18 protein-coding genes are annotated in these 23,578 nt (G+C 58.7%); 13 read left to right on the plus strand and 5 right to left on the minus strand.

Annotation, left to right across the window (positions count from 1 at the left end; genetic code table 11):
- The 4 genes from ACT3TP_RS16930 to ACT3TP_RS16945 form a co-directional block, all read right to left on the minus strand.
- Window positions 1-619 (minus strand): ABC transporter ATP-binding protein (locus ACT3TP_RS16930; protein ID WP_444621135.1); only part of this gene is annotated, 619 nt, incomplete at its 3' end.
- Window positions 620-747: 128 nt separating this feature from the next.
- A complete protein-coding gene (locus ACT3TP_RS16935; RefSeq protein ID WP_444621136.1) occupies window positions 748-1,782 on the minus strand; it encodes a YdcF family protein in 1,035 nt (344 codons plus the stop codon).
- A 15-nt stretch (window positions 1,783-1,797) separates the two neighbouring features.
- Window positions 1,798-3,216 (minus strand): phytoene desaturase family protein, encoded by a 1,419-nt coding sequence (locus ACT3TP_RS16940; RefSeq protein WP_444615383.1) that lies wholly within the window; start codon window positions 3,214-3,216, stop codon window positions 1,798-1,800.
- Entirely contained in the window at window positions 3,213-4,667 is a 1,455-nt protein-coding gene (locus ACT3TP_RS16945) for a glycosyltransferase family 87 protein (RefSeq protein WP_444621137.1), read from the minus strand. The genes ACT3TP_RS16940 and ACT3TP_RS16945 overlap by 4 nt, the downstream gene beginning before the upstream one ends.
- A gap of 105 nt (window positions 4,668-4,772) precedes the next feature.
- Here ACT3TP_RS16945 and ACT3TP_RS16950 point away from each other — a divergent pair, with 105 nt between their 5' ends.
- The 8 genes from ACT3TP_RS16950 to ACT3TP_RS16985 all read left to right on the plus strand — a co-directional run bounded on the left by ACT3TP_RS16950 (window position 4,773) and on the right by ACT3TP_RS16985 (window position 13,318).
- Entirely contained in the window at window positions 4,773-5,051 is a 279-nt protein-coding gene (locus ACT3TP_RS16950; RefSeq protein ID WP_444615384.1) for a DNA gyrase subunit A, read from the plus strand.
- A gap of 123 nt (window positions 5,052-5,174) precedes the next feature.
- The gene (locus ACT3TP_RS16955) at window positions 5,175-6,341 is read left to right on the plus strand and encodes a cytidylyltransferase domain-containing protein (protein ID WP_444615385.1); all 1,167 of its coding nucleotides are present in this window, start codon (window positions 5,175-5,177) and stop codon (window positions 6,339-6,341) included.
- Between the two features lie 32 nt (window positions 6,342-6,373).
- A complete protein-coding gene (locus ACT3TP_RS16960) occupies window positions 6,374-7,267 on the plus strand; it encodes an N-acetylneuraminate synthase family protein (protein ID WP_096282878.1) in 894 nt (297 codons plus the stop codon).
- A gap of 81 nt (window positions 7,268-7,348) precedes the next feature.
- Window positions 7,349-8,335 (plus strand): glycosyltransferase family 2 protein, encoded by a 987-nt coding sequence (locus tag ACT3TP_RS16965; protein WP_444621138.1) that lies wholly within the window; start codon window positions 7,349-7,351, stop codon window positions 8,333-8,335.
- On the plus strand, window positions 8,332-9,675 hold the full coding sequence (locus ACT3TP_RS16970) for a polysialyltransferase family glycosyltransferase (RefSeq protein ID WP_444621139.1): 1,344 nt from the start codon (window positions 8,332-8,334) through the stop codon (window positions 9,673-9,675). The genes ACT3TP_RS16965 and ACT3TP_RS16970 overlap by 4 nt, the downstream gene beginning before the upstream one ends.
- Entirely contained in the window at window positions 9,672-10,697 is a 1,026-nt protein-coding gene (locus tag ACT3TP_RS16975) for a hypothetical protein (RefSeq protein WP_444615388.1), read from the plus strand. Before ACT3TP_RS16970 ends, ACT3TP_RS16975 begins: the two co-directional genes overlap by 4 nt.
- Entirely contained in the window at window positions 10,694-11,938 is a 1,245-nt protein-coding gene (locus tag ACT3TP_RS16980) for a DUF6716 putative glycosyltransferase (protein ID WP_444615389.1), read from the plus strand. Before ACT3TP_RS16975 ends, ACT3TP_RS16980 begins: the two co-directional genes overlap by 4 nt.
- Before the next feature lie 294 nt (window positions 11,939-12,232).
- Window positions 12,233-13,318, plus strand: coding sequence for an inositol-3-phosphate synthase (locus ACT3TP_RS16985; protein WP_444615390.1), 1,086 nt, complete (start codon window positions 12,233-12,235; stop codon window positions 13,316-13,318).
- A gap of 938 nt (window positions 13,319-14,256) precedes the next feature.
- Here the strand turns inward: ACT3TP_RS16985 and ACT3TP_RS16990 are convergent.
- On the minus strand, window positions 14,257-15,705 hold the full coding sequence (locus tag ACT3TP_RS16990; protein WP_444615391.1) for a CCA tRNA nucleotidyltransferase: 1,449 nt from the start codon (window positions 15,703-15,705) through the stop codon (window positions 14,257-14,259).
- Window positions 15,706-15,829: 124 nt separating this feature from the next.
- Between ACT3TP_RS16990 and ACT3TP_RS16995 the strand changes: the two genes are divergently transcribed.
- From ACT3TP_RS16995 to trxA, 5 genes are all read left to right on the plus strand, one after another.
- Entirely contained in the window at window positions 15,830-16,369 is a 540-nt protein-coding gene (locus ACT3TP_RS16995) for an NUDIX hydrolase (protein ID WP_096282891.1), read from the plus strand.
- Window positions 16,353-18,110 carry a murein biosynthesis integral membrane protein MurJ gene (gene murJ, locus ACT3TP_RS17000; protein WP_444615393.1) on the plus strand — a complete coding sequence of 586 codons (1,758 nt, stop codon included), beginning with the start codon at window positions 16,353-16,355 and terminating at the stop codon, window positions 18,108-18,110. The genes ACT3TP_RS16995 and murJ overlap by 17 nt, the downstream gene beginning before the upstream one ends.
- Before the next feature lie 98 nt (window positions 18,111-18,208).
- Window positions 18,209-19,801 (plus strand): hypothetical protein, encoded by a 1,593-nt coding sequence (locus ACT3TP_RS17005; protein WP_444615394.1) that lies wholly within the window; start codon window positions 18,209-18,211, stop codon window positions 19,799-19,801.
- A 100-nt stretch (window positions 19,802-19,901) separates the two neighbouring features.
- On the plus strand, window positions 19,902-20,870 hold the full coding sequence (trxB, locus tag ACT3TP_RS17010; RefSeq protein ID WP_444615396.1) for a thioredoxin-disulfide reductase: 969 nt from the start codon (window positions 19,902-19,904) through the stop codon (window positions 20,868-20,870).
- 26 nt (window positions 20,871-20,896) lie between these two features.
- Window positions 20,897-21,220: a thioredoxin gene (trxA, locus tag ACT3TP_RS17015; protein ID WP_096282898.1), complete on the plus strand. Its 324-nt coding sequence runs from the start codon at window positions 20,897-20,899 to the stop codon at window positions 21,218-21,220.
- Window positions 21,221-23,578 lie beyond the last annotated feature (2,358 nt).

Genomic DNA, 23,578 nt, shown 5'->3' on the forward strand with positions numbered 1-23,578 from the left:
CGAGGATCCGGCCGCGGCCGATCACGATCAGATGATCGGCGGTCTGCGCCATCTCACTCATCAGGTGCGAGGAGATGAATACGGTCTTCCCCTCGGCCGCCTGCTGGCGGGCCAGATTGCGCACCCAGGCGACACCTTCGGGGTCCAGTCCGTTAACCGGTTCGTCCAAGATCAGCACCTGCGGGTCCCCGAGCAAGGCCGAGGCGATCCCCAGACGCTGTCCCATGCCCAGCGAGAAGCCACCGACCTTCTTGCGGTTGAGCTGGCTCAGGCCGGTGAGTTCCAGAACTTCGTCAACTCGGGAGGCCGGAATTCCGCCGGTGGCCGCCATGGCTCGCAGGTGGGATCGCGCGGAGAGCGACTTATGTACCGATTTAGCCTCAAGTAGCGCGCCCACCTCGGTCAGCGGGTGCTTGGAGGAGGCGAATTTTTTGCCATTGACGGTGACCTGCCCGCCGGTTGGCTTGGCTAGGCCCACGATCATGCGCATGGTCGTTGACTTGCCCGCGCCGTTAGGGCCAAGGAATCCGGTCACCATTCCCGGCTGCACCGTAAACGACACGTTGTCGACTACGGTTTTCGCACCATATTTTTTGGTTAACTCATGTGCCTGAATCATACTTCCAGTTTAGAAACCGAACAGCTGGAAAGCACCGCCCCGAATGCTGATTTTGGCTCTCACTCCAAAGACTGAGCCAGCAGCTCAGCGGCGACCCGCATACACCTATAGGTGCACGTATGTGCTGTTTAGCGTACCTGGTCGTAGTTCAACAGAAGCACCAGGGCCCCGATGACCACCGCGGCGAAAGGCAGCGCTAGCAACCCCACGACCAGCTTGTGATCCCGCACGATGGCCACGCATTCACGCAAGAAGGCGCTCGGCCGATAATAGGCCGCGGTCTTGCCGCCGAAGGCGCGTGCATCCAACCCGAGCTGGCGAGAAGCAAAGCCCGCCCGCATCGCATGGTAGTCGCTGGTCACCACCCACAGCCGGCCTTCGACTTTCTGCTGACGCACCAACGCATCGGAGAAGGTCAGATTCTGGATTGTGTCCTTTGCTTGGTCTTCAACCATGATTTGCGCTTCGGGTATCCCCTGCTCCTGCAGGTAGCGTGCCATGCTGACGCCTTCGGGCTCCACCTCGTCGCCACCTTGCCCGCCGCTCGGAACCAACAAGGGTTTAGGCTCGGAAGCGGTTTCGTAAAGCGAGATTCCCCTATCCAATCGCCCGCGCAGCAAGGGAGTGACTTTGCCTTTAATGGTGCGTGCCCCCAGCACTACCACCGCGGCGCCCTGCCCCTTGGAGGGGAACTTCGCCTGCACCCAGGCATAGAGCAGCAGCATTGAGAAGAGGCAAGCGGCCAGGGAGGAGGACATGAACAGGACAAAGGCGAACGCATAGGCCCACCAGGTATTAATAGACAAGATCGCAAACGCCAAGACAGGCAGGCCAAGGACCGCCAGCCCCGCGACCAGCGAGAGCAGGTTCGAGATCCTGGGGCCTTCACGCCGCCACATCACGACACCGTTGTGGATCAGCGCGCCGGCAAACACGAGATAGATCAGTGGCGCCAGCAGGAAGACCAGCACAAGCACTAAGCCGAGACCGGGCACCAGACTGGTCAGCAGGTTGATGCTCAGCGAGATGCTTCCCAGCACCAGCGGAAAGAGCAGTATCGCGTTGCTCAACCGGCGCGGATCCTTGCGGTACCGAACAATGAAGACCGCCCACAAGATCAGCAAGATGAAGGCCGGGACAACCCCGAAGTACGTCGAATCCATCAAAGTCCTTAAGTCTCAGATTCCCAGAGAGTATTCACGACGGAGCATTGCCTTGGCACCGAGGTAGCCGGCCATGCCATGTACCGACGGTCCCGGAGGCGTCGCCGAAGAAACCAGGTACAGCCCCTTGGACTGCAGGTACCACGGCTCCGGGGAGAGCCGGGGACGCATGATGCTGCCGAGCAGATCCATGGTTCCGCCCGATAGGTCACCACCCACCAGCGCGGCATTCTGCCGTTCCAACCCGGTGGCCGGAACGACATGGCTTTCCTTGACCAGGTCGCCGAATCCCGGGGCCGCCGCTTCGATTTGAGCGGTGATTTGGCGCCTCATATCCGCGCCAGAGCCCAATGGCACATGGCAGTAGGCCCAGATGACCTGTTCTCCATCCGGGGCCCGCGAATCGTCGAAGACCGAGGGTTGGGCAACGATCAGGTATGGATGCTCGGCGGTACGCCGGTTGGCGGTGCGTTCGGCCCGGCCGATCTGGCGGGCGGTCCCGCCTAGGTGGACGGTACCGGTTTGGCCAAGAACCGGGTCCTTCCATGGAACCGCTTCACGAAGCACAAAATGTATCAGGCAGCTCCCCGGCGAGCGCCGGGTCTGGTTCAACGCCTTGGCCAGTTTCTCGGGAATTCTTCCGCGGCCCAACCTCGCCGCGTCTTCGGCGGAGGTATCGAGCAGGACCGATTCGGCATTCAGCTCATCGACATGCGACACCTTGTGCCCGGTATGGATTTTGCCCCCATGGGCGGTGACTTCCGCGGCGAGCGCGTCCGAGATGGCCTGCGACCCTCCGCGCGGGATGGCCCATCCCTGGCTGTGGGCCGCGGCCGCGAGAAATAGCCCGGCCCCGGCGTTGGCCGGGCCGCGCGATCCGCCAGCCACATGTGCGGCGCAACCGGCATAGAGTGCGGCCGCCTGCGGGAACTTCCCTGAGAGCACATCTTTGAGCGCCATGCCGCCGAGCGTTGCGGCGCCAAAGATGCCCAGGGTCACCGGATGCGCCGGTACCTTCAGCAACGGGTTCAGCAAGGTGTCCCCCAGCTGCGTCATTCGGTCCACCAACGGGCCAAGCAGCCGGGTATAGGCGACCCCGTCTCCTGCGCCCAGGTCCTCACCGGTGCGCTTCAAATCCCGCCAAGCGTAGGCCGTGCGTTCGCCAAGGACATGAGCAAAAGATAGCTCCGGGACAATGAAGTCGACCCGTTTATGCACGTTGAGCTCATGCATCGCCTCGGAGAGCATCGCCATCGGATGCACCGCGCTACCCAGGTCGAACTTCGCGCTCGAGCCCTCCAAGGTCTGGGTTCGCGCGGCCCCGCCGATCGTCTCGTTCGCCTCGTAGACCTCTACTCGCAGTCCCGCTCGGGCGGCCACCGCGGCGGCGGCCAGGCCATTGGGTCCCGAACCAACCACTGCAATCGAGCTCATAGCTGTTGCTCCTGAGAAGTATTGGTGGACTTGCGCAGTCCGCGCAAGGTGAAAACGTCTTTGGCTCCGGCGAAGGCACCAGCCAGCGGGTCGTCCTGGCCTACCGCACGGATTGGATCGCGGCGCGGGTCAAGGATCGAGCGCACCACCTGGAACATCAAGTAGGCAAGCATGCCCATATGCGCGAGCACCAGCACCACGTAGCCGATTTCCGGGAAGGTTTTATGTGGGTCTTGCTCTCCGGAGAATGCATCGAGATAGTTCCATAGCCCGTAGAAGTGGGCGACCTCCACCATCATCCAGACCAGGAACAACCGCCAGCGTGGCAGTGCCAGCGCGAACAACGGAATCAGCCAGACGATGAACTGCGGAGAGTAGACCTTATTGACCAGCACGAAGGATGCGATGATCAGGAATGCCAGCGACCCCAGGCGCGGAGTACGCTTGGCCAGCAGACCGAGCACCGCAACACCGGCGCAGCAGATGAAGAACAGAATCAGGCCGTAACGGGAGATCTGTTCTGCCTCGAAGGTGCCCATGGAGTCGGTTTTTGCTGCCACCGCGTTCCACGCATGCCAGAAACTTGAAAGCCCGGCACCGCGTTCCGAGGAAAAGGTGAAGAAGTGCCTAAAGGAGTCCGGATAGGCCAGTGCGTAGGGCAGATTTACCAGGACCCAGGTGGCCGCGGCGGCGCCGCCGGTCACCCAGAAGACCTTGAGTTTTCCGGTGCGAAGCGCGATCACCAGTATCGCTCCGAGGATGAAGAACGGGTAGATCTTCATCGCCGCGCCCAAGCCAATCAGCACCCCGGCAAGTAGTATGCGTCCGCGGGCGAAGGACAGCATGCCCATGGCAAGCAGTGCCACGGCCCACATATCCCAATTGATGCTCGCGGTCAGGATGATGCCCGGGGCGATCGCCACCATCGCCGCGTCCCAGGGACGGCGCCCGCCCATGCGCAGCGTGCACACCACGGTCACCACCCAGAGGATCGCCACGATGGCCAGGTTCATATCGAAGTAGAGCAGCGAGCGGTTCTCCAGACCCTGCGGGACCAGCGCGGCAACCGCCGAGGCCACCGCGCTCATCAGCACCGGGTATTCGAATTCGGCCCCGCTGCTGAACGGAACCCACGGGTTGTCGGCGAATCCGCGGGCCCCGAAGAGCGGCACCCAGTCGGTGTAGCAGGCATATACGTAGGGGTTGGAACCGCCCCAACCATTAAGCCTGCAGGGGTTCTTTGCCAAGAGCATGAACAGTGCGCCGAGGGTAGTCAGCAGGATCATGACTCGTTCAACGCTGAAGAATCCGGGACTGACTCGCCCCGGATCGCTGTGACGGCCCAACGGGCCACCGACCAGCGCGGTGAACTGACGCAGGAATCCGTCAGCCCTCGAGGGGACGGTGATCCGCAGCGGACCACGCTGGCTCGGCTTATTCGGGGCACTCATAGGTTCCAGCCTAGTTCGCCGGGGCCCCGCACTGCACCATTTAGTCCGTTGATTCGGTTATTCGCATCGCTTCCATCGCCTTCGCGCAGGTGGCAGGATGCCACTATGCATAGTCAATCCAAGGAAAGCCTGGGCCGGTCGCTGCAGCTCCTCCAGGCGCTGGCCCAAGCCATCGACCGGCGTGCGGAAGTTTTCGCGGCAATCGAAAAAACCGATTCCCACGCCGCTGCCGTGGCGAGCCTGGGCGACCTGTTGCAGGTAGACGAGTCTGGCGCCCGGGACGTCCTTGATATGCAGGTCCGCCGCTTCACCGGTGAAGAACGCCAAAAACTGGACGAACACTTGACAGTGCTGCGCGCCCAACTAGCGGCCGGAGAACCGTAAAACGACTGGATAAGCTCAATGACATGGGCATACAGGGTTTTCCCAGCAAGCTAAACCTGCTCTTCACCCTGCGTTAACCTGATGTAGGGCAGGTGGCCAACTGGGCTTCCTAGGCTCATGGATGTGAGTAAAACCGACAAGCCCAGCGTCCTAGCGATCATCCCAGCCCGGGGTGGCTCCAAGGGCGTCAAGCTCAAAAATCTACGCACCATCGGGGGCATCTCCCTGGTGGGCAGGGCCATCCTTGCGGCGCGTTCTGCGACGACAGTCAGCGAAGTCGTGGTCAGCACCGATCATGAACAAATCAAGGCCGAAGCCCTCGCCTACGGGGCCACCGTGATCAGCCGACCGGCAGATATCGCCGGAGACACGGCTAGCAGCGAAGCGGTGCTTCTCGATGTTTTGTCCAAGGTCTCCGATACTCCGGATATCACCTTGTTCATTCAGTGCACCAGCCCGCTGATCGATCCTGCGGACCTGGACGCTGCAGTGGGAGCGGTCCGCGACGGCGAAGCCGAAGTCAGCTTCGCCGCGGTACCCGACCACGGATTCCATTGGACCGCCGATCCCCAGGGGCTCGCGCTGGCCAGCGGACATGACGCGGCGAACCGGCCGCGCCGACAAGACCGCGAGGCCCGCTGGCTGGAGACCGGAGCGTTCTACGCCATGCAAACCGCCGGATTCCAGGCAGCCAAGCACCGGTTCTTCGGCCGGGTTCGCATCTGCGAGGTCGCCGCGGAACACGGGATGGACATCGATACCGAAGCGGACCTGGCGCTGGCGCAACTGCGCGTCCCGCAGCACAGCGAACCGATCCTGGTTGATGCGGTCGTCACCGATTTTGATGGGGTGCATACCCCGGACACCGCCTACGTGGACGAACACGGGACCGAAACCGTGCGCGTCTCGCGCTCCGATGGCATGGGCGTGGCCCGGCTACGAGCGGCCGGCGTGAAGTTCCTGATTCTCTCCAAGGAACGCAATCCGGTAGTCGCCGCCCGAGCGGCAAAACTGAATGTCGAGGTCGCCCACGGCATCGACAACAAGGCCGAATATCTGGCCCGCTGGTTGGTCGACGAGTCGATCAACCCGGCCCGCGTTGCCTATGTAGGCAATGACATCAATGATCTGGCACCGATGGAGCTGGTCGGCTGGCCAATCACGGTCGCCGACGCCAGCGACGAGGTGCACCGAGCCGCACGGCACCGCCTGACCCGCTCCGGCGGGAATGGTGCGGTCCGTGAGCTCGCCGAGCTGGTCCTCGCGGCCCGCTCCAATCCACAAGTTTGAATTCCCAAGTTTTCCCAATGAAAGGCAAGTCAATGACCTCCGTGAACACCGAAATCAAGCCAGTAGCCATCGGCGAATCCCTGCTCGGCACCGGCCAGCAGGTTTACGTCATCGGCGAGATCGGCATCAACCACAATGGCGACATCGAGATCGCCAAGCAGTTGATCGACGTCTCGGCCGAGGCCGGCGCCAACGCGGTCAAGTTCCAGAAGCGCACCCCGGAGATCTCCACCCCGATGGACATGCGCGACAAGATCCGCTCCACCCCATGGGGCGACATGACCTACCTGGACTACCGCTACCGCGTCGAGTTCGATCAGGCCCAGTACAAGGAGCTCATCTCCTACGCGGCTTCCAAGGGCCTGCACGCCTTCGCTTCCCCATGGGATGTTCCTTCGGTTGAGTTCATGGAAGAGCAGGGTGCAGTCACCCACAAGGTCGCTTCGGCCTCGGTCACCGACATCGAGCTGCTCAAGGCCCTCGCGCAGACCGGCAAGCCAATCATCCTGTCCACCGGCATGTCCACCATCGAGCAGATCGATACCGCGGTGGAGACCCTGGGCACCGACAAGCTGGTCATGATGCACGCAACGTCCACCTACCCGCTGCCTCCAGAAGAGGCGAACCTGCGCATGGTCGAGACCCTGCGCGAGCGCTACCAGGTGCCGGTAGGCTACTCGGGCCACGAGCGCGGCCTGCAGATCTCGCTGGCAGCCGTCGCCCTGGGCGCGGTCACCGTCGAGCGCCACATCACCCTGGACCGCACCATGTGGGGTTCGGATCAGGCTTCTTCGCTGGAGCCAAAGGGCTTCGAATCGCTGATCCGCGACATCCGCATCCTCGAGCAGGCCATGGGTGACGGCGTGAAGAAGGTCTTCCCGGGCGAGCTGGCACCGCTGTCGCGTCTGCGCCGCGTCGACGCCTAGCCACGGCACACAACCGGCGGTTGGACTCGCCATTGGGTCCAACCGCCGTTTATTTTTGCCCCGCCTAGCCCAGAAGGAACCATGAGTTTGATCCCCGGTCGTATATCAGTGGTGATTCCCGCCTATAACCAGGAGGAATACATCTGCGATGCCCTCACCTCGCTGACCCGCCAAAAGCTGGGCAAGTGGGAACTAGAGGTGCTGGTGGTCGATGATGCTTCCACCGATCAGACCGCGAATCTGGTGCTCGGCTACCAGCAGAAGCTCGAGGGCCTCGAGCTGGTCAGCCTCGCCGAAAACGCCGGAGTCTCCGCGGCCCGCAACGCCGGGCTCGAGCGGGCCACCGGCGAATTCTTCACCTTCCTGGACCCGGACGACTGGTACGCTCCGGAACACCTTGCCACCCTGGCCGCAGCCTTGGAAGACCTGCACGTGGACTTCGTCCGCACCGACCACGTGCGGGTGACGGGAACCAACCGGGTGCTGCATCGCGCCCCGCAGGCGCTGCGCGGCCTGCCCCTGAACCCGGCAGACGATATCGAGCCGATCGACTCCCCCTCGATGGTGGACTATGCCTTCGTTTGGGCAGGTATGTATCGCACCGAGCTGATGCGCAACAAGGACGCCTACCTGTTCGACGCGGATTTGCACAGCGCCGAGGACCGGCTGTGGCTGTGGAAGCTGCACCTGCGCACCAGCCGCTACGCGGTGATCTCCTACCCCGGAGTGTTCTACCGCCGCGGGTTGCCCGGATCGCTCACCCAGGTCTTCGACCAGCGCCAGCTCGGCTTCATTCCGGCCTATGCGCGGATCCTGGAGGAGGTGCGTGCCCATGAGCACGCCGACCGCCACCTGCCCAAGGCGATGCGCCAGTTCTTCGCGATCGTGTGCCATCACGAGAAACGCGCCAAGCACTACCCGCCACAGGTGCGGCTAGAAATGAAACAGCAGCTACGAAAGATCTTCACCACCATCGACGTTCATATCGCACAACAGGTAGCGCTCGAAATGGATATTGCGCGCCGCCGCCACATCCTTTCCTTCCTTCAGGTCGGGGCCGCTAAATGATCGCTTTAGTCGAGGCCAGCAGCTATTTTCAGTTAGCTTCCCTGGCCGCCATGGCCGATGCCGGACTGCTGCCGCAGGCAGATGAATATGTTCTGGTGCTCGCCAATGGCTCGCAGCTGCCCGAACTGACCACGCCCCTTCACGAAGCCCCAGGATTCGCCGAGCTTGCCGCCCGATTCGATCGGGTGGTGGATTTCGCCGCGCTGGTTTCCCCGCGCCGGCCAGCCCAGTTCAACCCACGCGAAGACGAATTGCTCATCTTCGAACGCTTGCTGCGCAGTGCCTGGGATCTGGGAGACGAACGGCTGACGCTAGTTATCGAATCTATCCAGGTAAACCCTGCTCGGGCGCTGGCACGGGTCTTCTTCGACGCGTCGATTTGGGTGCATTCGGACGGTCTGATGTCCTACGGTCCGACGCGCAATAAGCTGCAGGTCCCAATGGCCCAGCGCCTGGCCGGGACCATCCACGTCGATCTGGTGCCGGGCCTCGAGCCGCAGCTGCTCGCCGAGCAGCAACCATCGCGCCTGGTCTTGCAGGGAAGCGCGCTGGCGCCGGTCTTTGCGCAACTTGCTCGGGAGGCGCAGCTGCAGCTACCCGCGGGCGCCGCCCTGATCCTCGGCCAGTACCTGGGTTCCCTGGGCCTGATGGATGCCGAAGAAGAGCTAGAGCTGCACGAGCAGATGCTCCGGGCCGCCAAGGACCGAGGGCTGCACACCATCTTGTTCAAGGCCCACCCGTCGGCCAGCGCCACCTCGGCGGCCCGATTGCGCGCCCGCGCCCAAGACCTCGAGCTGGATTTCCATCTGCTCGATACCGATCACCTGGCCGAAACCGTGATCCTCGCGGCGAAACCGGAAGTTGTCATCTCCTGTTTCTCCACGGCGCTGGTCACCGCCCACTATGTGCTCGGTACGCCGGTTCATGCCGTGGGTACCGCCAAGATGCTGCAGCTCCTCGCCCCCTATGAGAATTCGAACCGAATTCCGCTGTCGATCATCCACGGGCTCTTTGTCCAGGACCTGCCGACGCCCGCTCGTGCCGGAAGCATCGACATGCTCAGCGACTTGCTTGGTGCCATTTCTTATTGCATGCAGTCCAAGCAGCTCCCGCATTTGCGCCCGGTCGCCGAGGCTTTCCTCGCCGAACACTACGGCGTGTTTTCCGCCCACTTCAAGCGTCGACGCATCACCAAACTTGCGCTGCCACCGCAGTGGGCCCACTTGCAAGCACGTCGTTCGGTGCCGGCCAAGGTCCGTGGAGTATCCCGCCACATGTTGCGCCACGGCTCACGGACCTTGGACACCATGTCCAAATCCCTGAGTCGACTGGCAAAATGAACGATACGATGATCAAAATTTCCCATCCCGACACCCAGGAAGTGCCACGGCCACGCTTTGGCACCGCACACGTGTGGGTGGAATCTCCCCTGCAGTTGCTCTCGGCCGTGGAAACTCACGCCGCCGGATTGCTCGGCGATGAGGTGCGCATCATTCCGCGGCGCGGCATGCCGCTGGAGGCAACCACCGGCGCACTGCTAAGAAATTCGCCGGCTGGTTTGCACTTCATGCCCGCGGCCAAACGGCCACCGCAGCCTAGCTCGCCGCGAGACAGGTACGTCACCGGCGATGCCTATTCGGGTCGGATACAGCGCACCATGCTGACCGGGGTTAAGGCCAAGGAAGTTGTCATCATCGATGATGGGCTGGCCACGTTGGCGCTGATCCGGCAGCTGGTCAGCGAGGAACCTACCGCTGTGGTGCGCGCCCGTGCGAAGAGCACCGCTGCCCGCCTGGGCCTGGGCTTGGCGATGTGGCACCGGCTGCGCGGCTTGGCGCGAGAGGGGCGCCTGCTGATTGTCTCTGCCTTGCAGGTTGAACCGGAAATCAGGAAGCGCATGGAAGCGCTGGGCATCAAATTCGCCCAGCACAAGTTCGAGTGGCTAGCTACCCAACCCGTCGCCGAACGATTCACCGAACCAACCTTGCTCATCGGCTCGGCCATGGCGGCGGACGGAATTATTCATGCCGCACCGTATCTGCAATGGATTCGTTCCATCGCCGCAGAAGGGCCAGTCGCCTTCTTCCCGCACCGCCGAGAGACCCCGCAGATATTGGAAGAACTACAGCAGATTCCCAACGTCGTGCTGAAGGAGCATACGATTCCCATCGAGATGCGATTGCGCGATTTGCGTCCCGGACAAGAAATCAGGGCGCTTCCTTCAACCGTCATTCCCTCCTTGCGCCTCCTGCTCGGTAATGAAGCTCGTAACCTGTACGCGCAACCGGTGCCAGATCATTGGTGGACGCCGAGCACCTCGCAAGATCTTCGTGACCATTTATCAAGCTCGTTGAGGGTGTGACAATCCTCTTGAAACCGGCAATTCTTGCGGTCGCGGATTCAGACTCGTATCTGAAACTCGCCACCACATTTCTGCACCGTCTGGGCCCTAGTTGGGACCGCCGCGTCGTATTGGCGCGCACCCCTGTCATGCCCACCGAAGAACAGATCGCCGCGGCGTTCGAGGGCACCGACCTCGACCCCACAGATCTGGAGGTCTTAGCCTTGAATCAGTTCAATGCACAAACCGTTGGCGAAGATATCGTCTTCGCCGCCGCCACGGGACCAGTAGTCGCCGAATTATATGCGCGGATGCTGCGTACCGAACCGGTGGACCAGCGAAGCACGGCACTGATCTCCGCGCTTCCCGGGGTCGCTTATCCTGCCACCCGCAAGGGATGGAATTACCGCCGTCCAGGTGACGCATTCATCTGCCATTCACACGCCGAGGCGCGCGATTTTTCATTTATGAACCTCGACCACGAGGGGCATCAGCCAACGATCATGGTCAGCAAGCTTCCCTTTCTGCGCTCATCCGGTTTTCCCGCCAGTTCTTCTGCCCCGATCAAGCGACTGGTCTTTGCACCGCAGGCCAAGGTGCCTTTCGGCAAAACCGAACGCGAGAACATCTTGGTCTCGCTCGAGCAGGCCGCTCGGCTCAATCCGGGACTGGAAGTCATGGTCAAATTGCGAGCGCGCGCTGGCGAACCTCAGACGCATCTCGAGGCCTACCCCTATGACCTGCTTTTTGAAGAGCTTGTTCGCTCTGGCCGGTTAGGAAAGTCCACGCATCTGCGCTTCGTGACCGGCAGCATGTCTGAAGTGCTTACGGAGCATAGCGCGCTTGTGACCGTTTCATCCACGGCAGCGCTCGAGTCGATCGATCGCGGATTGCCGACCATGGTGCTCTCCGACTTCGGCGTAAATGCCCAGATGATCAACGTCGTTTTCGAATCCTCCGGATTGCTCGGTACTCTGCAGGACCTCGAGGACCTGAACTTTGAGCCGGCGAACAAGCCCTGGCTACGAGAAAATTATTTTCACCGTGTGGACAACACGTTCAATGAGTCTTTGACCATCCTCGCGCATCGCGCCCGAGACGGTCAGCTAAAAACAGATCCCGAAATACTGGCTTTCATCAAGCACCAACCACTCCGTCAACGGGTCCGGACGGCACTTCCGACACCAGTACTCAGGGTATTGCTGAAAATTCGCAGACACATGAAGTTGTCACGACAATCAAACCCAAGATCCATGTCATGATCAAAATCATCTATACCAGTGACATTGAAAATTCTATGCCTTTTCAATGTCAGTCATGGTCATAAGTTATTTTGCTCTTGTACAAAAATGGTTCCTTGATCTGCATTTACTCGGGTTGCTGCACGTCATACGCGCCACGATCTGCCTGCCCTGCGTTGAAACATCCGGTGATTGCAACCACTATGGGAATGTTTCTTGACCAAAAGGTCTTAAGATCATTAAGGGCCCATTAATAGACTGTGCTTTCGCGCGGTCATTTTGCCCACAGTTTTGTATATTTCATTAGGAGTTCATGTGTCGGCGAGCCCGATTCGCGTTGCCATTGTTGGTGTGGGTAACTGCGCCACTTCCCTTATCCAAGGTGTCGAGTACTACCGAAGTGCCGACGAAAATGCCTCTATTCCGGGTCTGATGCACGTGCGATTCGGTGATTACCACGTGGCCGACGTTGAATTCGTTGCGGCATTCGATGTGGATGCGAAGAAGGTAGGCCTCGACCTATCTGACGCCATCCTGGCCAGCGAAAACAACACCATCAAGATCGCCGACGTGCCAACCACCGGTGTCACCGTGCAGCGCGGGCCCACCTTGGATGGTCTGGGCAAGTACTACCGTGAGACCATTGATGAGTCGACCGCCGAGCCTGTTGACGTCGTCAAGGCGTTGAAGGACAGCAAGGTAGATGTCATGGTCTGCTACCTGCCGGTAGGCTCCGAAGACGCAGCAAAGTTCTACGCTCAGTGCGCTATCGACGCAGGCGTTGGCTTCGTCAACGCCCTGCCGGTCTTCATTGCCGGCACCCCGGAGTGGGCACAGAAGTTCACCGACGCAGGCGTGCCTATCGTGGGCGACGACATCAAGTCGCAGATCGGTGCCACCATCACACACCGTGTGATGGCCAAGCTCTTCGAAGACCGTGGAGTGGTGCTTGATCGTACCTACCAGCTGAATGTCGGTGGCAACATGGACTTCAAGAACATGTTGGAACGCGATCGCTTGGAGTCCAAGAAGATCTCCAAGACGCAGGCAGTCACCTCGAACACCTCGGCCAAGCTCACCGCCGACGACGTGCACATCGGACCTAGCGACTACGTTGCCTGGCTTGATGACCGCAAGTGGGCGTTCGTTCGCCTCGAGGGACGCAACTTCGGTGACGCTCCGGTGAATCTGGAATACAAGCTAGAGGTTTGGGACTCGCCAAACTCGGCCGGTGTCATCATCGATGCTGTGCGTGCAGCCAAGATCGCGCTTGACCGCGGCATTGGCGGCCCGATCCTGTCGGCTTCGAGCTACTTCATGAAGTCCCCACCAGAGCAGTACGACGACGAGTCGGCTCGCGCGAAGGTCGAAGCCTTCATCCGCGGCGACATCGAACGCTAGAAAGTCCCTTCGGGACGAAGCAAAAAGATCCGTGCGTGGAATTCTGAACTTGAATTCCATGCACGGATCTTTTTGTATGCCCCCGTCTATAGCACGCGGCCTGCCCCGGACGCGGAGAAGCCCGCCGGCTGATAGGCCGGCGGGCCTCTGCTGAATTGTTTGCGAGTTCATTTCGCACCCCTCTTCCTGTAGTTGGCAACAACGGTAATGGCGTTGAGCTCAACTATCGGATACGGAGGTACATTTCCGGTGGCACATGGTTGACCAACTCCCGCTGACTCAGTCGGCGGTTTAATTCGGCACTATCAAGTTGCTTCCGGTTCTTAGCAAAACGCTTTTTCATTATTGTTCCCTCCCTTCTAAACAGATCGGGGAGGTGGGAAGGTCCTGGTGCGTAGTAGAGACTGCGCGAGCTTTCAGGCTTTCGGGACCTGCGAAGATGAGTTCCGAGGTTCGAACTGCCCGTTGAACAGAGCTATCAAAAAGTGGAGCAGACATGAAAAAAGTTCCTAAGGGAGAATGTCGATTACTGACTGACCGCCCCAGGAACTTTTGCTTGAATTCGTAGAAGTCTAGGAATCCATCATTCCGGAGGCAGGGGAAACGCCATGGCGCGCGGCAAAGCCGAACCAGCAATTTGAAAAGGCCATTTTGCCTGATCGCATGCCGCCATAATTCCAGTTATCTCGATTTGTAATCACGTTTCCCACCTCCTATAAATCTGTCCGAGTCAATCGCGCAAAAGCCCGAGACTCACTTAGTATTGTCTTTTAGATCCGCAAGTCTCATTGAGACTTCCCAATCACAATATTTAGCATACATGGAGAATTTCGCACGCGCCAGTGATTTACTCAAATTCTTCAATAAGTTTCTTTAAAGCCGTGTAGGGACGCTCTGGGCCTGCCCCAAAACGTCCCCACATGCGCTAATTGCAACTATTATTCGGCTACAGGTTGCTGAGATTCCGGTTGTTCCGCCCACCATGCACGGAGTCTTTCTGCGGCGACTTGTTCTCCCAGCGGACCGTCATCCAAACGTAGATTGAGCATGAAATTGTAGGCGCGACCTACCAATGGCCCGGCTTTAATGTCCAGTAGGGCCATAATCTGTTCACCGTTCAGATCTGGACGAATGGACTTCAGCTCTTCCTGCTCGGTAATTTCAGCTATTCGCGTCTCAAGATCGTCATAGGCAAATCCGAGGCGCTCGGCCTTACGGCGGTTGCGGGTCGTGACATCCGAACGGGTCAGACGGTGCAAACGCTCGAGCAGTTCGCCCGCGTCGGTCACATAGCGGCGCACTGCCGAATCGGTCCAGCCGGCGTCTCCGTAGCCGTAAAAACGCATGTGCAGTTCAACCAGGCGCGCCACCGCTTTTGTGGTGTCCTTGTCGAATCGCAGGGCGCGCATGCGCTGTTTCACCAATTTCGAGCCGACCATGTCATGGTGGCGGAATGAAACCGCGCCATTGGATTCGAACTTACGAGTTGCAGGCTTTCCAGCGTCATGCAGCAACGCCGCAAAGCGAAGAATGAAATCTGGCCCTGGAACGGGGCCCTCGCTATCGGTTTCGTGTCCCATGGCTTGTTCAAGCACGGTCAGCGAATGCTGGTAGACGTCCTTATGCCGATGGTGTTCATCGATTTCCAAGCGCAGCGCTGAGACCTCGGGCAGCACCTTGTCTGCCAAACCCGAATCGACCAGCAAATCTATGCCTGCGCGCGGGTCAGCTCCGTTGATCAGCTTGATCAATTCGTCGCGGACTCGTTCGGCAGAAATGATATCGATGCGCTCGGTCATTTCGCTCATCGCCTGGCGGACCTCGGAAGACACCTCAATGCGAAGCTGCGATGCGAATCGTGCGGCTCGCATCATGCGCAACGGGTCATCCGAGAAGGAAATATCCGGGGAACCTGGTGTGCGGATTAGTTCATCGCGCAGCGAACTGACCCCGTCAAAGGGATCCACCAGTTCCAATTCGGGCAGACGTAACGCCATGGCATTCATGGTGAAGTCACGGCGGTACAGGTCATCATGCAGGTTATCGCCAAAGGCAACGATTGGCTTGCGTGAATCCTTATCATAGGCGTCGGCCCGGTAAGTCGTGACCTCTAGCGTGTGCTCACCCTTTTTTAAGGCGATGGTCCCGAATTCGCGTCCCACATCCCAGATGTTGTCGGCCCATCCCGAGATCACCTTAACGGTTTGTTCCGGCGTCGCGCTGGTGGTGAAATCCAGGTCGGGAGAGACACGGCCAAGATAAAGATCGCGGACCGGACCACCAACCAGGGAAATCTCATGACCGGCCCGAACGAAACGATCGGCGAGCTCGAAAATGACCGAAGGCAGGATCTGGCGCAGGGCGTCATGAGATGGAAGTGCGTACATAGTTCCTTAAGCGTGCCAGATTTCTGGTGTTCTCGCTCGAAAAATCGCTGAACTTCCTTGCGAGATACCTCTCTTGTCCACGTCGCTAAGGCGTAGATCGCCAAAAAGTCGATAGAGTGGTTTCATGAACCGTCCGATCCCGTCTGCCCCAAAGCGCACGCCATTGACTGCGTCAATGGCTTCTGCGCAGGCGTCCGGCGGTCCTCAGACACTTCCAACGGTCGAAGAAGTTTCCTCCGGCGGCATTGTTATTGACTTTGACAACCCTGATTTTCCAGTCGCAATCATTGCACGGTACAACCGCGGTGGACGTTTGGAATGGTGCCTTCCTAAGGGGCACCCAGAAGGCGAAGAGGTCAATGAGGAAGCAGCCGTCCGTGAGATCGAAGAAGAAACCGGTATCGCCGGCCGTATTCTCGCTCCGCTGGGCTCTGTGGATTACTGGTTCACAGTAACCAATTACCGGGTTCATAAGACCGTGCACCACTTCCTCCTGGAAGCCACCGGCGGCCACCTCACGATCGAGAACGACCCCGACCATGAGGCTGTAGATGTCGCATGGGTGCCGTTAAATGCGCTCGGTAAGCGTCTTTCTTTCCCTAATGAACGCCGGATCGCTGACCTGGCACGCGAGGTCCTTACGAAGTATGTCTCAGGTTCCTAAATCACCGCCCAGCCCCGATCAGCCGAATACCGGAACCCACGAACAGGTTACTGAACTGGCGACACCAGCGGCCCCGGCATCCGGTGGAAGATCAAAAACCTATGCACTGATGGCTTCGGGCACGTTGGTTTCGCGCATGCTCGGCTTCGTCCGCACCGCAATGCTGGCCATGGCCATTGGTTCGGTCACCTCGGTGGCAGATATCTTCGAGAAGGCGAACGTCATCCCGACGATCATCTTCATGCTGCTAGCTGGCGGCGTCTTCAACGTGGTGTTGATTCCACAACTTATCAAGGCCTCCAAGGCCAAGGACCGTGGAGCCGCATACACCTCCAAGCTAGTCACTCTCACCATCGTGGTGATGGGTGCGCTGACGGTTGTGCTGACTGTGTGCGCCCAACCAATTATCATTGCGCTCACTAATAACTGGACCGATCCGATGATCGCGCTCGGCACGGCATTCGCCTATTGGTCCTTGCCGCAGATCTTCTTCTACGGGCTCTATGCGGTGCTTGGGCAGGTCCTCAACGCGCATGGCAGGTTCGCCGCCTTCATGTGGGCTCCTGCGGCCAATAACCTGATCCAACTGTTGGTCATCGGCTCGTTCATGCTGGTCTTCGGCGCCTATTCTTCGGGCGATCCGATGGATTCGTGGAGCACCGGAAAAACTATATGGCTTGCCGGCGGTGCGACCCTAGGCATCATCATGCAATCTCTCGTACTGCTCTGGCCTTTGAAGAAGACTCACCTCAAGCTCCGCTTCGATTTCTCCTGGCGTGGGATGGGACTGCGCCGGGTCGGCCGGCTAGCTATCTGGACGCTGGCGGCGATGGTCATCGGTAACATCTCTTCGTTGATCTACTCGAAAATCGTCTCCGGAGCGACGGCGGCCCGTACCGAACTATCTGCCGAACAGGCCGCCTCGGTAGCCGGTGAATACGCGCTGAATACCTCGCAGCTAATCACCGTGTTGCCACATTCACTTTTCGCACTGACCGTGGCCACGGTCCTTTTTAATGACTTCACTCGTGCCTTTGCCGACCGCCGGCGCAAAGATATCGGACCACTGCTCAACCAGGGCATGCGTTCTACCGCGATCCCTATCATTTTCTTCACCGTGGTCTTCATAGTATTGGCCGGCCCGTTGGGGCGGCTCTTCGCCGGCAGTTCCGAAAATTCCGTTCAAGCGGCAGCCGCCATCGGCCAGTTGCTGGTGCTCACTGCTCTGGGACTTCCTTTCAAGTCGATCCAGTTCTTCATGTTGCGCGTCTTTTTCGCCGATGAAGACACCCGCACTCCTATGCTGATCCAGAGCAGCATTGCCGCGATCGGTCTGATCGGTGCCGTGTTGGCAGCCTGGCTGGTCGACCCGATAAATATTGCCGCAGCGATTGCCTTCATCTACGGCATCACCAATGTCATATCGGCAGTCATCACGCATTACCTGATCAAACGACGCTACGGCGACTATGGCGTCACCAAGGTCATCGACACCTATATACGAATCGGTTGGATGGCCACCCTGTCGGCAATTATTGGCTGCATTCCCCTGGCCTTATTGGGTGGTTTCAGCTTCGGATTCGCTTATGATTCGCTGTTCAGCGCCGCTGTCACGATCTGCGTTGTGGGCCTGATTATGGCCATAAGTTTTGTGTTGTTGTTGCATCGGACTAAGGTCCCGGAGCTCGCCGGATTCCTCGGCCCGCTACTGCGCAGAATTCCGGGCCTCCCCAAGCCGTGATTCTGCTCAAATGACCAACAAATGAAGGGTTTGGGCAGGTAACATGAAGGATGGTGGGTCTGCCTGCCGTTCGAAGCAATCAAACCTTGGAGATGCACGTGTCGCAGCCCATCGATGTCGGTTCTGTCCTTAGCGGGCGCTACCAGGTCACCGAAACCGTTCTGACCACAGCCGAGGGAGATCTGGTGCTTGGCGGCATCGATCAGGTGCTCAACCGATCGGTCAGCATCGTGGTCGCTTCCGCGGCCAACTCCTCGCAGCTGGCCACCAGCGCGCGTGAAATTGCCATGGGCGAGCGTCAGGCCAACGTCCAGGTACTAGACCTAGGCATCACCGAAACGAATCAAAGCTACTTAGTGGCGAACGTCGCCCGCTCGGCCGACCTGCTGGATCTGGTGCTCGAGGCTCAAGACGCGCCGTACGTCGAACCATTCTTCACTGACACCCTGGGCACCGAGCTATTCGGCGAGTCCCGTCAGTCGGTACCCGAGACCTACGAAGACGATGCGGAATACTACGAACAGCTGCGCTACGAAGACGAACCTGAAGAACAGAACAAGGTCGGCAACGCGCTGAGCAGCGGGTTCGCCGGTTTGAAGAACCGTTTTGGCCGTAAAAATGCCACCGCCGCGGAATCCGTCGATGAAGACGAGTACGTCGAAGAAAATACCGACGATCAGACCGCACCAAATGCCCAGGTAACCACGCCCACGGCGGCAACTCCGGTCTCACCGGCAAACAAGGCTTCTGCGGCCCCTAAGCCCAAGGTGACCCGTCTGGACGACGATGAAGAACCTAATGTCACCGCCACGGCCGCCCTCGCGGCTGCGGCCCAGTCCAAGGGATCGGCTCCTAAGAATAAGAAGGAGGAGCCGAAAAAGGAAGAGCCCAAGAAGCCTGCACAGAAGAAGGCAGCAGCTATGGCCGGCATCGCTGCAGCTTCCGCCCCGAAGGCTTCTACCTTCCCTGCAGCCGCCAAGGGCGTTCCTGCACAGGATGTTCCAGAGCCATTGGAAGAAGAGGAAGACGAAGGCACCTCGAAGGGCGTACGTCTGCTCGTTGGTGCCGTGCTGATCGCGGTTCTGATCATTGGCATCGTTTTCGCCTTCAACTTCTTGGGTGGCGCAGGTAAGGACACAACTGCCGACCCTTCAACCGCCCCGTCCGAAACCGCGGCCGCACCGACCCAGGAAGAGGCTGAAACTCCAAGCGAGCCTTCGCTGCCGGCTCCCAAGGTCGATGATGTCTCGCGCTTGGTGCCAGGCAACCAGCAGCTCAATGCGGAAACCGACAACACCCTCGGCGACATGATCGACGGCAACCCTTCGAGCACCTACAAGACCTACTCGTACACCACCAGCAACTTCGGTGGCTTCTCCTCGAATATGGTCTTCATCCTGGAGCTTGAGGAGGAATCCGGAATCTCCGAAATCAATCTCGAGGGCCTGAATGCCACCGGTGGCGACTACGAGGTCCTCGTAGGTACCTCAGATGATCTGGGCGATGCGAAGTCTGTGGCCAAGGGCTCGTTCTCCGGTCCGTCGATCTCCGTTCCGGTCAAGGGCGATGACTCCGATCAGATGGCAGGCACGCACGTGTTCCTCAACGTCACCGACCTACCACGCCGTGCTTCGGGCGCCAACGCCTCCCGACCATTCGGCTTGCAGATCGGCGAGTTCTCCGCCAAGTAACAGAAGCGGAATTTTTTACCAAAGCAATGCGTTGAGGTGGATAGTGAGGGTAGACCTCGCTATCCACTTCGCATTATTAGAACGAAAGGGTTCTACCCTCGTGACTTCAGCACAGAACGACGAAATCCGCGACGTAATCATCGTCGGCTCCGGTCCGGCCGGTTACACCGCCGCGGTTTACACCGCGCGTGCGAACCTGAAACCATTGGTCATTGCCGGCTCGGTCACCGCCGGTGGCGAACTGATGAACACCACCGATGTGGAGAACTTCCCAGGCTTCCCCGAGGGCATCATGGGCCCGGACCTGATGGACAACATGCAGAAGCAGGCCGAGCGCTTCGGCGCGGAGGTGCTCTTCGATGATGTCACCGAGATGCAGCTCGACGGAGAGATCAAGACCCTGTCGTTGGCCGACGGTACCGTGTACCGCGCCCGCACGGTCATTGTTTCCACCGGCTCTGCCTACCGCGAGCTGGGCCTTCCAGACGAAAAACGCCTCTCCGGCCACGGTGTCTCCTGGTGTGCTACCTGCGATGGTTTCTTCTTCCGCGACCAGACGATCTCCGTCATCGGCGGTGGCGACTCCGCAATGGAAGAAGCTCTCTTCCTGACCAAGTTCGCGGCAAAGGTCATCGTGGTGCACCGACGCAACGAGCTGCGCGCCTCGAAGATCATGGCGGATCGCGCCTTGGCGCACGAAAAGATCGAATTCGTCTGGGACTCCGAGGTTGTCGGCATCAATGGTGAAAACAAGGTCAACGGCCTCGTCGTGAAGAACCGCAACACCGGCGAAGAGTCCACCCTGGATGTCACCGGCATCTTCGTAGCCATCGGCAATGATCCACGCGTGGATCTCGTCAAGGATCAGCTGGAGCTTACCGCAGAAGGCACCATCGCCGTCGATGGCCGTTCTTCGCGTACTTCGTTGCCTGGTGTTTACGCAGCTGGCGACGTCATCGATTCAAACTACCGTCAGGCAATCACCGCCGCAGCTTCCGGCTGCGCCGCTGCTCAGGACGTCGAGCATTACTTGGCCAACGTCAAGACCCCGGCCAAGGTAACCAACTAATAATTCGCAGAAAGGGGTTCACTCACATGAGTAACGCTAAAGCAGTCACCGAAGCAACCTTCCAGGCAGAAGTTCTGGAGTCCGAGAAGCCAGTAATCGTAGATTTCTGGGCAGAGTGGTGCGGTCCATGCCGTCAGCTGAGCCCAATCCTGGATCAGATCGCCGAGGAGCACGCAGACAAGGTCACCATCGTAAAGCTGAATATCGATGAGAACCAGGCGATTTCCGCGAAGTACGGCATCACCAGCATTCCTGCAATGTTCGTTTTCAAGGATGGCGAGCACGTTGCCTCCTCGCTCGGTGCCAAGCCAAAGGCTGTCATCGAAAAGGAATTTGCAGAATACCTGTAAATCCTAAGTAGTCGTCAAAAATAGGCGTTGTGCTTCCGAGCTCAACGCCTATTTTTGTCCCTACCGCTAGTCAGGGCGTGGTGACAATGCTCAGAAAACTCAGCTCAGGATCAAAACGTAATTAGACAAGTAATTTAACTTGTTTTCGTGACTATAAACTGACTACTACACTTTCTTGTGTGTTCGTTGGTCAGGGTCAGCATATCGACGGGAAACACGGTACTCAACCAACCGGCTGCAGGCAAAAGACTACGTTCGAGATTCGGCAGTAGACGACGAGCGACGGTGCCATGCGCGTTCAAAGAGGAAGACGCTGGATGGGGTTCTCTCAAGGTCATGGCCCACTTTAAGATGCTCCGGGAAGCTGTTTCTCCGCACTGAACGTGTTACGTGATCAGGACCAGAAACGTGCCGCGAGACCTGACGGACCGTCCTCAGATCGTTCCCGACCTACGTCGCTACGCTCCTTCGATGCACAATGGATCTGTCCCGAGGCCCAACGGATGTATCAAGGTTTATGCTTCTACGCCAGACTAGTGACATGCGATCACAACCGTGAAGGGTCTGCGAGGCGAGAAGCGATTGGATTGTTGCGCTCTTCGCTCCCCCGTCAGATATCTGTTCCCGGTACCGCAAGTCCAGGTGGCCGGTCCGCGTAACCGCTGCTGCTGCTCCAGATATCGGGAATCGGCAACCGCTGAACTGCCATCAATGTCCGTCCGCCACACTCGTGTAGAGCGTTGACGCCAAGCCGTGGGTATGGACGCGGTTCAGCGAATAAGGCGCAGATAATCTCGGATTTTTGCATCTCTTTTGCCCTGACTAGCAACTCACTGAATTTTCTCGGGAACGCTGTAACAAGAAGCCCCGATCGGTCTTCATTGATTCGATTGCTGGTGATGAAGCAGGCTCCTCGAAGCCTTCGTATTGCTGGAGCCTCCTATTGGGAATCCGCAGGTCCAGTTGTTCTGCGTTGAGATTATCAACGTGATCCAAAGTCGTGAGCAGTTCGTTGTGCAGGGGCCTTGATGGCGCTGTTGACGGCCCAAAGTGGACAGTTCTCAGTTTTGACGATATCGCTGCGTCTATGTCCTCGACCGAGTGGACGCATGATGGCAAGGTAGTTTGCCGTCCTTCCTCCTAGGATAGTTTCGCCTCCCCCGAGTTGAGCATTTGACTCATTGAGAGCCAGCAGTACTGCATTCCAGAGCCACGCCATCGGAACCCGTGTAGTCTCCTTCAGAGCCGCCCATAGCGCCCTTGGAGATCACTAAATAAGCAAACCCTTTCGGGGAGCCTTCTGCGGATGCTGTAAATCGAAGGAAGGCCCGTATGGGTCGCCAGCAACGACGGGGTCTGTGCTCTCTCTACAAGCAATCGGTCTGGCATACCAGGATCATTTCCGGAATTCACGCGGAGACGATCTTAGAACGGTGTGTTCATCATAGGATCTGGGTCGAGACGGAAAACTGCAACATATAGGTGAAGGCCTCAGTGCAACGGATCAACGATGCTGTTGGGATCCGGGGGTCCCTTCGGGGTAGGTTCTAGCGCTCAACGGCAGTATCGGCGCCGGCCAGACCTCCAGGCATTCATGGTTACCGATTCAGTCGAGAACACTTGCCACAACTGGCACTTGCTGACCAGTCATTCCTATCCAAAGGAACCGATTCAGTCATTCATTGCTTCGTGTACTCCCCCGCAAAGAACAATCAGCGGCGTACGCCAGCGGCTTCGTTGTCAGAGGATCAATGCCGGTGTCGGTTGCCGCAATGTTCCACCTTCTGGTGCTTGGTGAGGTCCCGAGATCTTCCGGCGAGATCTTTGCGTCAAGAGTCATTGTTCGTTGGGCCTATCCGTAATCTGTTCTGAAATCGACCGACCCTGATTTGTCAGATAATCAAGTTCGCCTTGTTCCGATCGTCGAACGGTGGATACTGTGTCGATTCAGAAATAACGTTGTTTCACGTGAAACAAACATCAGTTCTGGACTGGCCTCGAAAGGGCTATTCCAGTCTGCCTTCCGTTGAATGCCGTTCGAAATCGTGCGTCGACGATCGTTGTTTTCCATGTCTGGAGGAACCGATAGCGCACACCGCTGTATCTGTAGAACATACTTGCGTCCCGTGCTGATGCTGAGTGGGATTTCTCGTCGTCAACCATACAACACGTTGGATTCTGCAATTCCAACCTTTAAGAGGGTGGAGATTGTTTCACGTGAAACACGCGGAAACAGAGATCAGTATCAAGAGGGCTGTGAACCGACCCCCTCACATGCAGTGAAAATATCAGGAACTAGCGCCTAGACGTAAGCAACAATTATGAAACCCGCTTACGGACGCCAGGCTACGTCGCAGG

The sequence above is a fragment of the Glutamicibacter sp. AOP38-B1-38 genome, from assembly GCF_052377485.1.
In the GTDB taxonomy this organism is placed as follows: Bacteria; Actinomycetota; Actinomycetes; order Actinomycetales; family Micrococcaceae; genus Glutamicibacter.

Excerpts from the sequence above, each read along its gene's own strand:
- ACT3TP_RS16935 (WP_444621136.1), bottom strand. The coding sequence starts at position 1,782 with ATGGATTCGACGTACTTCGGGGTTGTCCCGGCCTTCATCTTGCTGATC.
- ACT3TP_RS16940 (WP_444615383.1), bottom strand. The coding sequence starts at position 3,216 with ATGAGCTCGATTGCAGTGGTTGGTTCGGGACCCAATGGCCTGGCCGCC.
- ACT3TP_RS16945 (WP_444621137.1), bottom strand. The coding sequence starts at position 4,667 with ATGAGTGCCCCGAATAAGCCGAGCCAGCGTGGTCCGCTGCGGATCACC.
- ACT3TP_RS16950 (WP_444615384.1), top strand. The coding sequence starts at position 4,773 with ATGCATAGTCAATCCAAGGAAAGCCTGGGCCGGTCGCTGCAGCTCCTC.
- ACT3TP_RS16960 (WP_096282878.1), top strand. The coding sequence starts at position 6,374 with ATGACCTCCGTGAACACCGAAATCAAGCCAGTAGCCATCGGCGAATCC.
- ACT3TP_RS16965 (WP_444621138.1), top strand. The coding sequence starts at position 7,349 with ATGAGTTTGATCCCCGGTCGTATATCAGTGGTGATTCCCGCCTATAAC.
- ACT3TP_RS16970 (WP_444621139.1), top strand. The coding sequence starts at position 8,332 with ATGATCGCTTTAGTCGAGGCCAGCAGCTATTTTCAGTTAGCTTCCCTG.
- ACT3TP_RS16975 (WP_444615388.1), top strand. The coding sequence starts at position 9,672 with ATGAACGATACGATGATCAAAATTTCCCATCCCGACACCCAGGAAGTG.
- ACT3TP_RS16990 (WP_444615391.1), bottom strand. The coding sequence starts at position 15,705 with ATGTACGCACTTCCATCTCATGACGCCCTGCGCCAGATCCTGCCTTCG.
- ACT3TP_RS16995 (WP_096282891.1), top strand. The coding sequence starts at position 15,830 with ATGAACCGTCCGATCCCGTCTGCCCCAAAGCGCACGCCATTGACTGCG.
- murJ (WP_444615393.1), top strand. The coding sequence starts at position 16,353 with ATGTCTCAGGTTCCTAAATCACCGCCCAGCCCCGATCAGCCGAATACC.
- trxA (WP_096282898.1), top strand. The coding sequence starts at position 20,897 with ATGAGTAACGCTAAAGCAGTCACCGAAGCAACCTTCCAGGCAGAAGTT.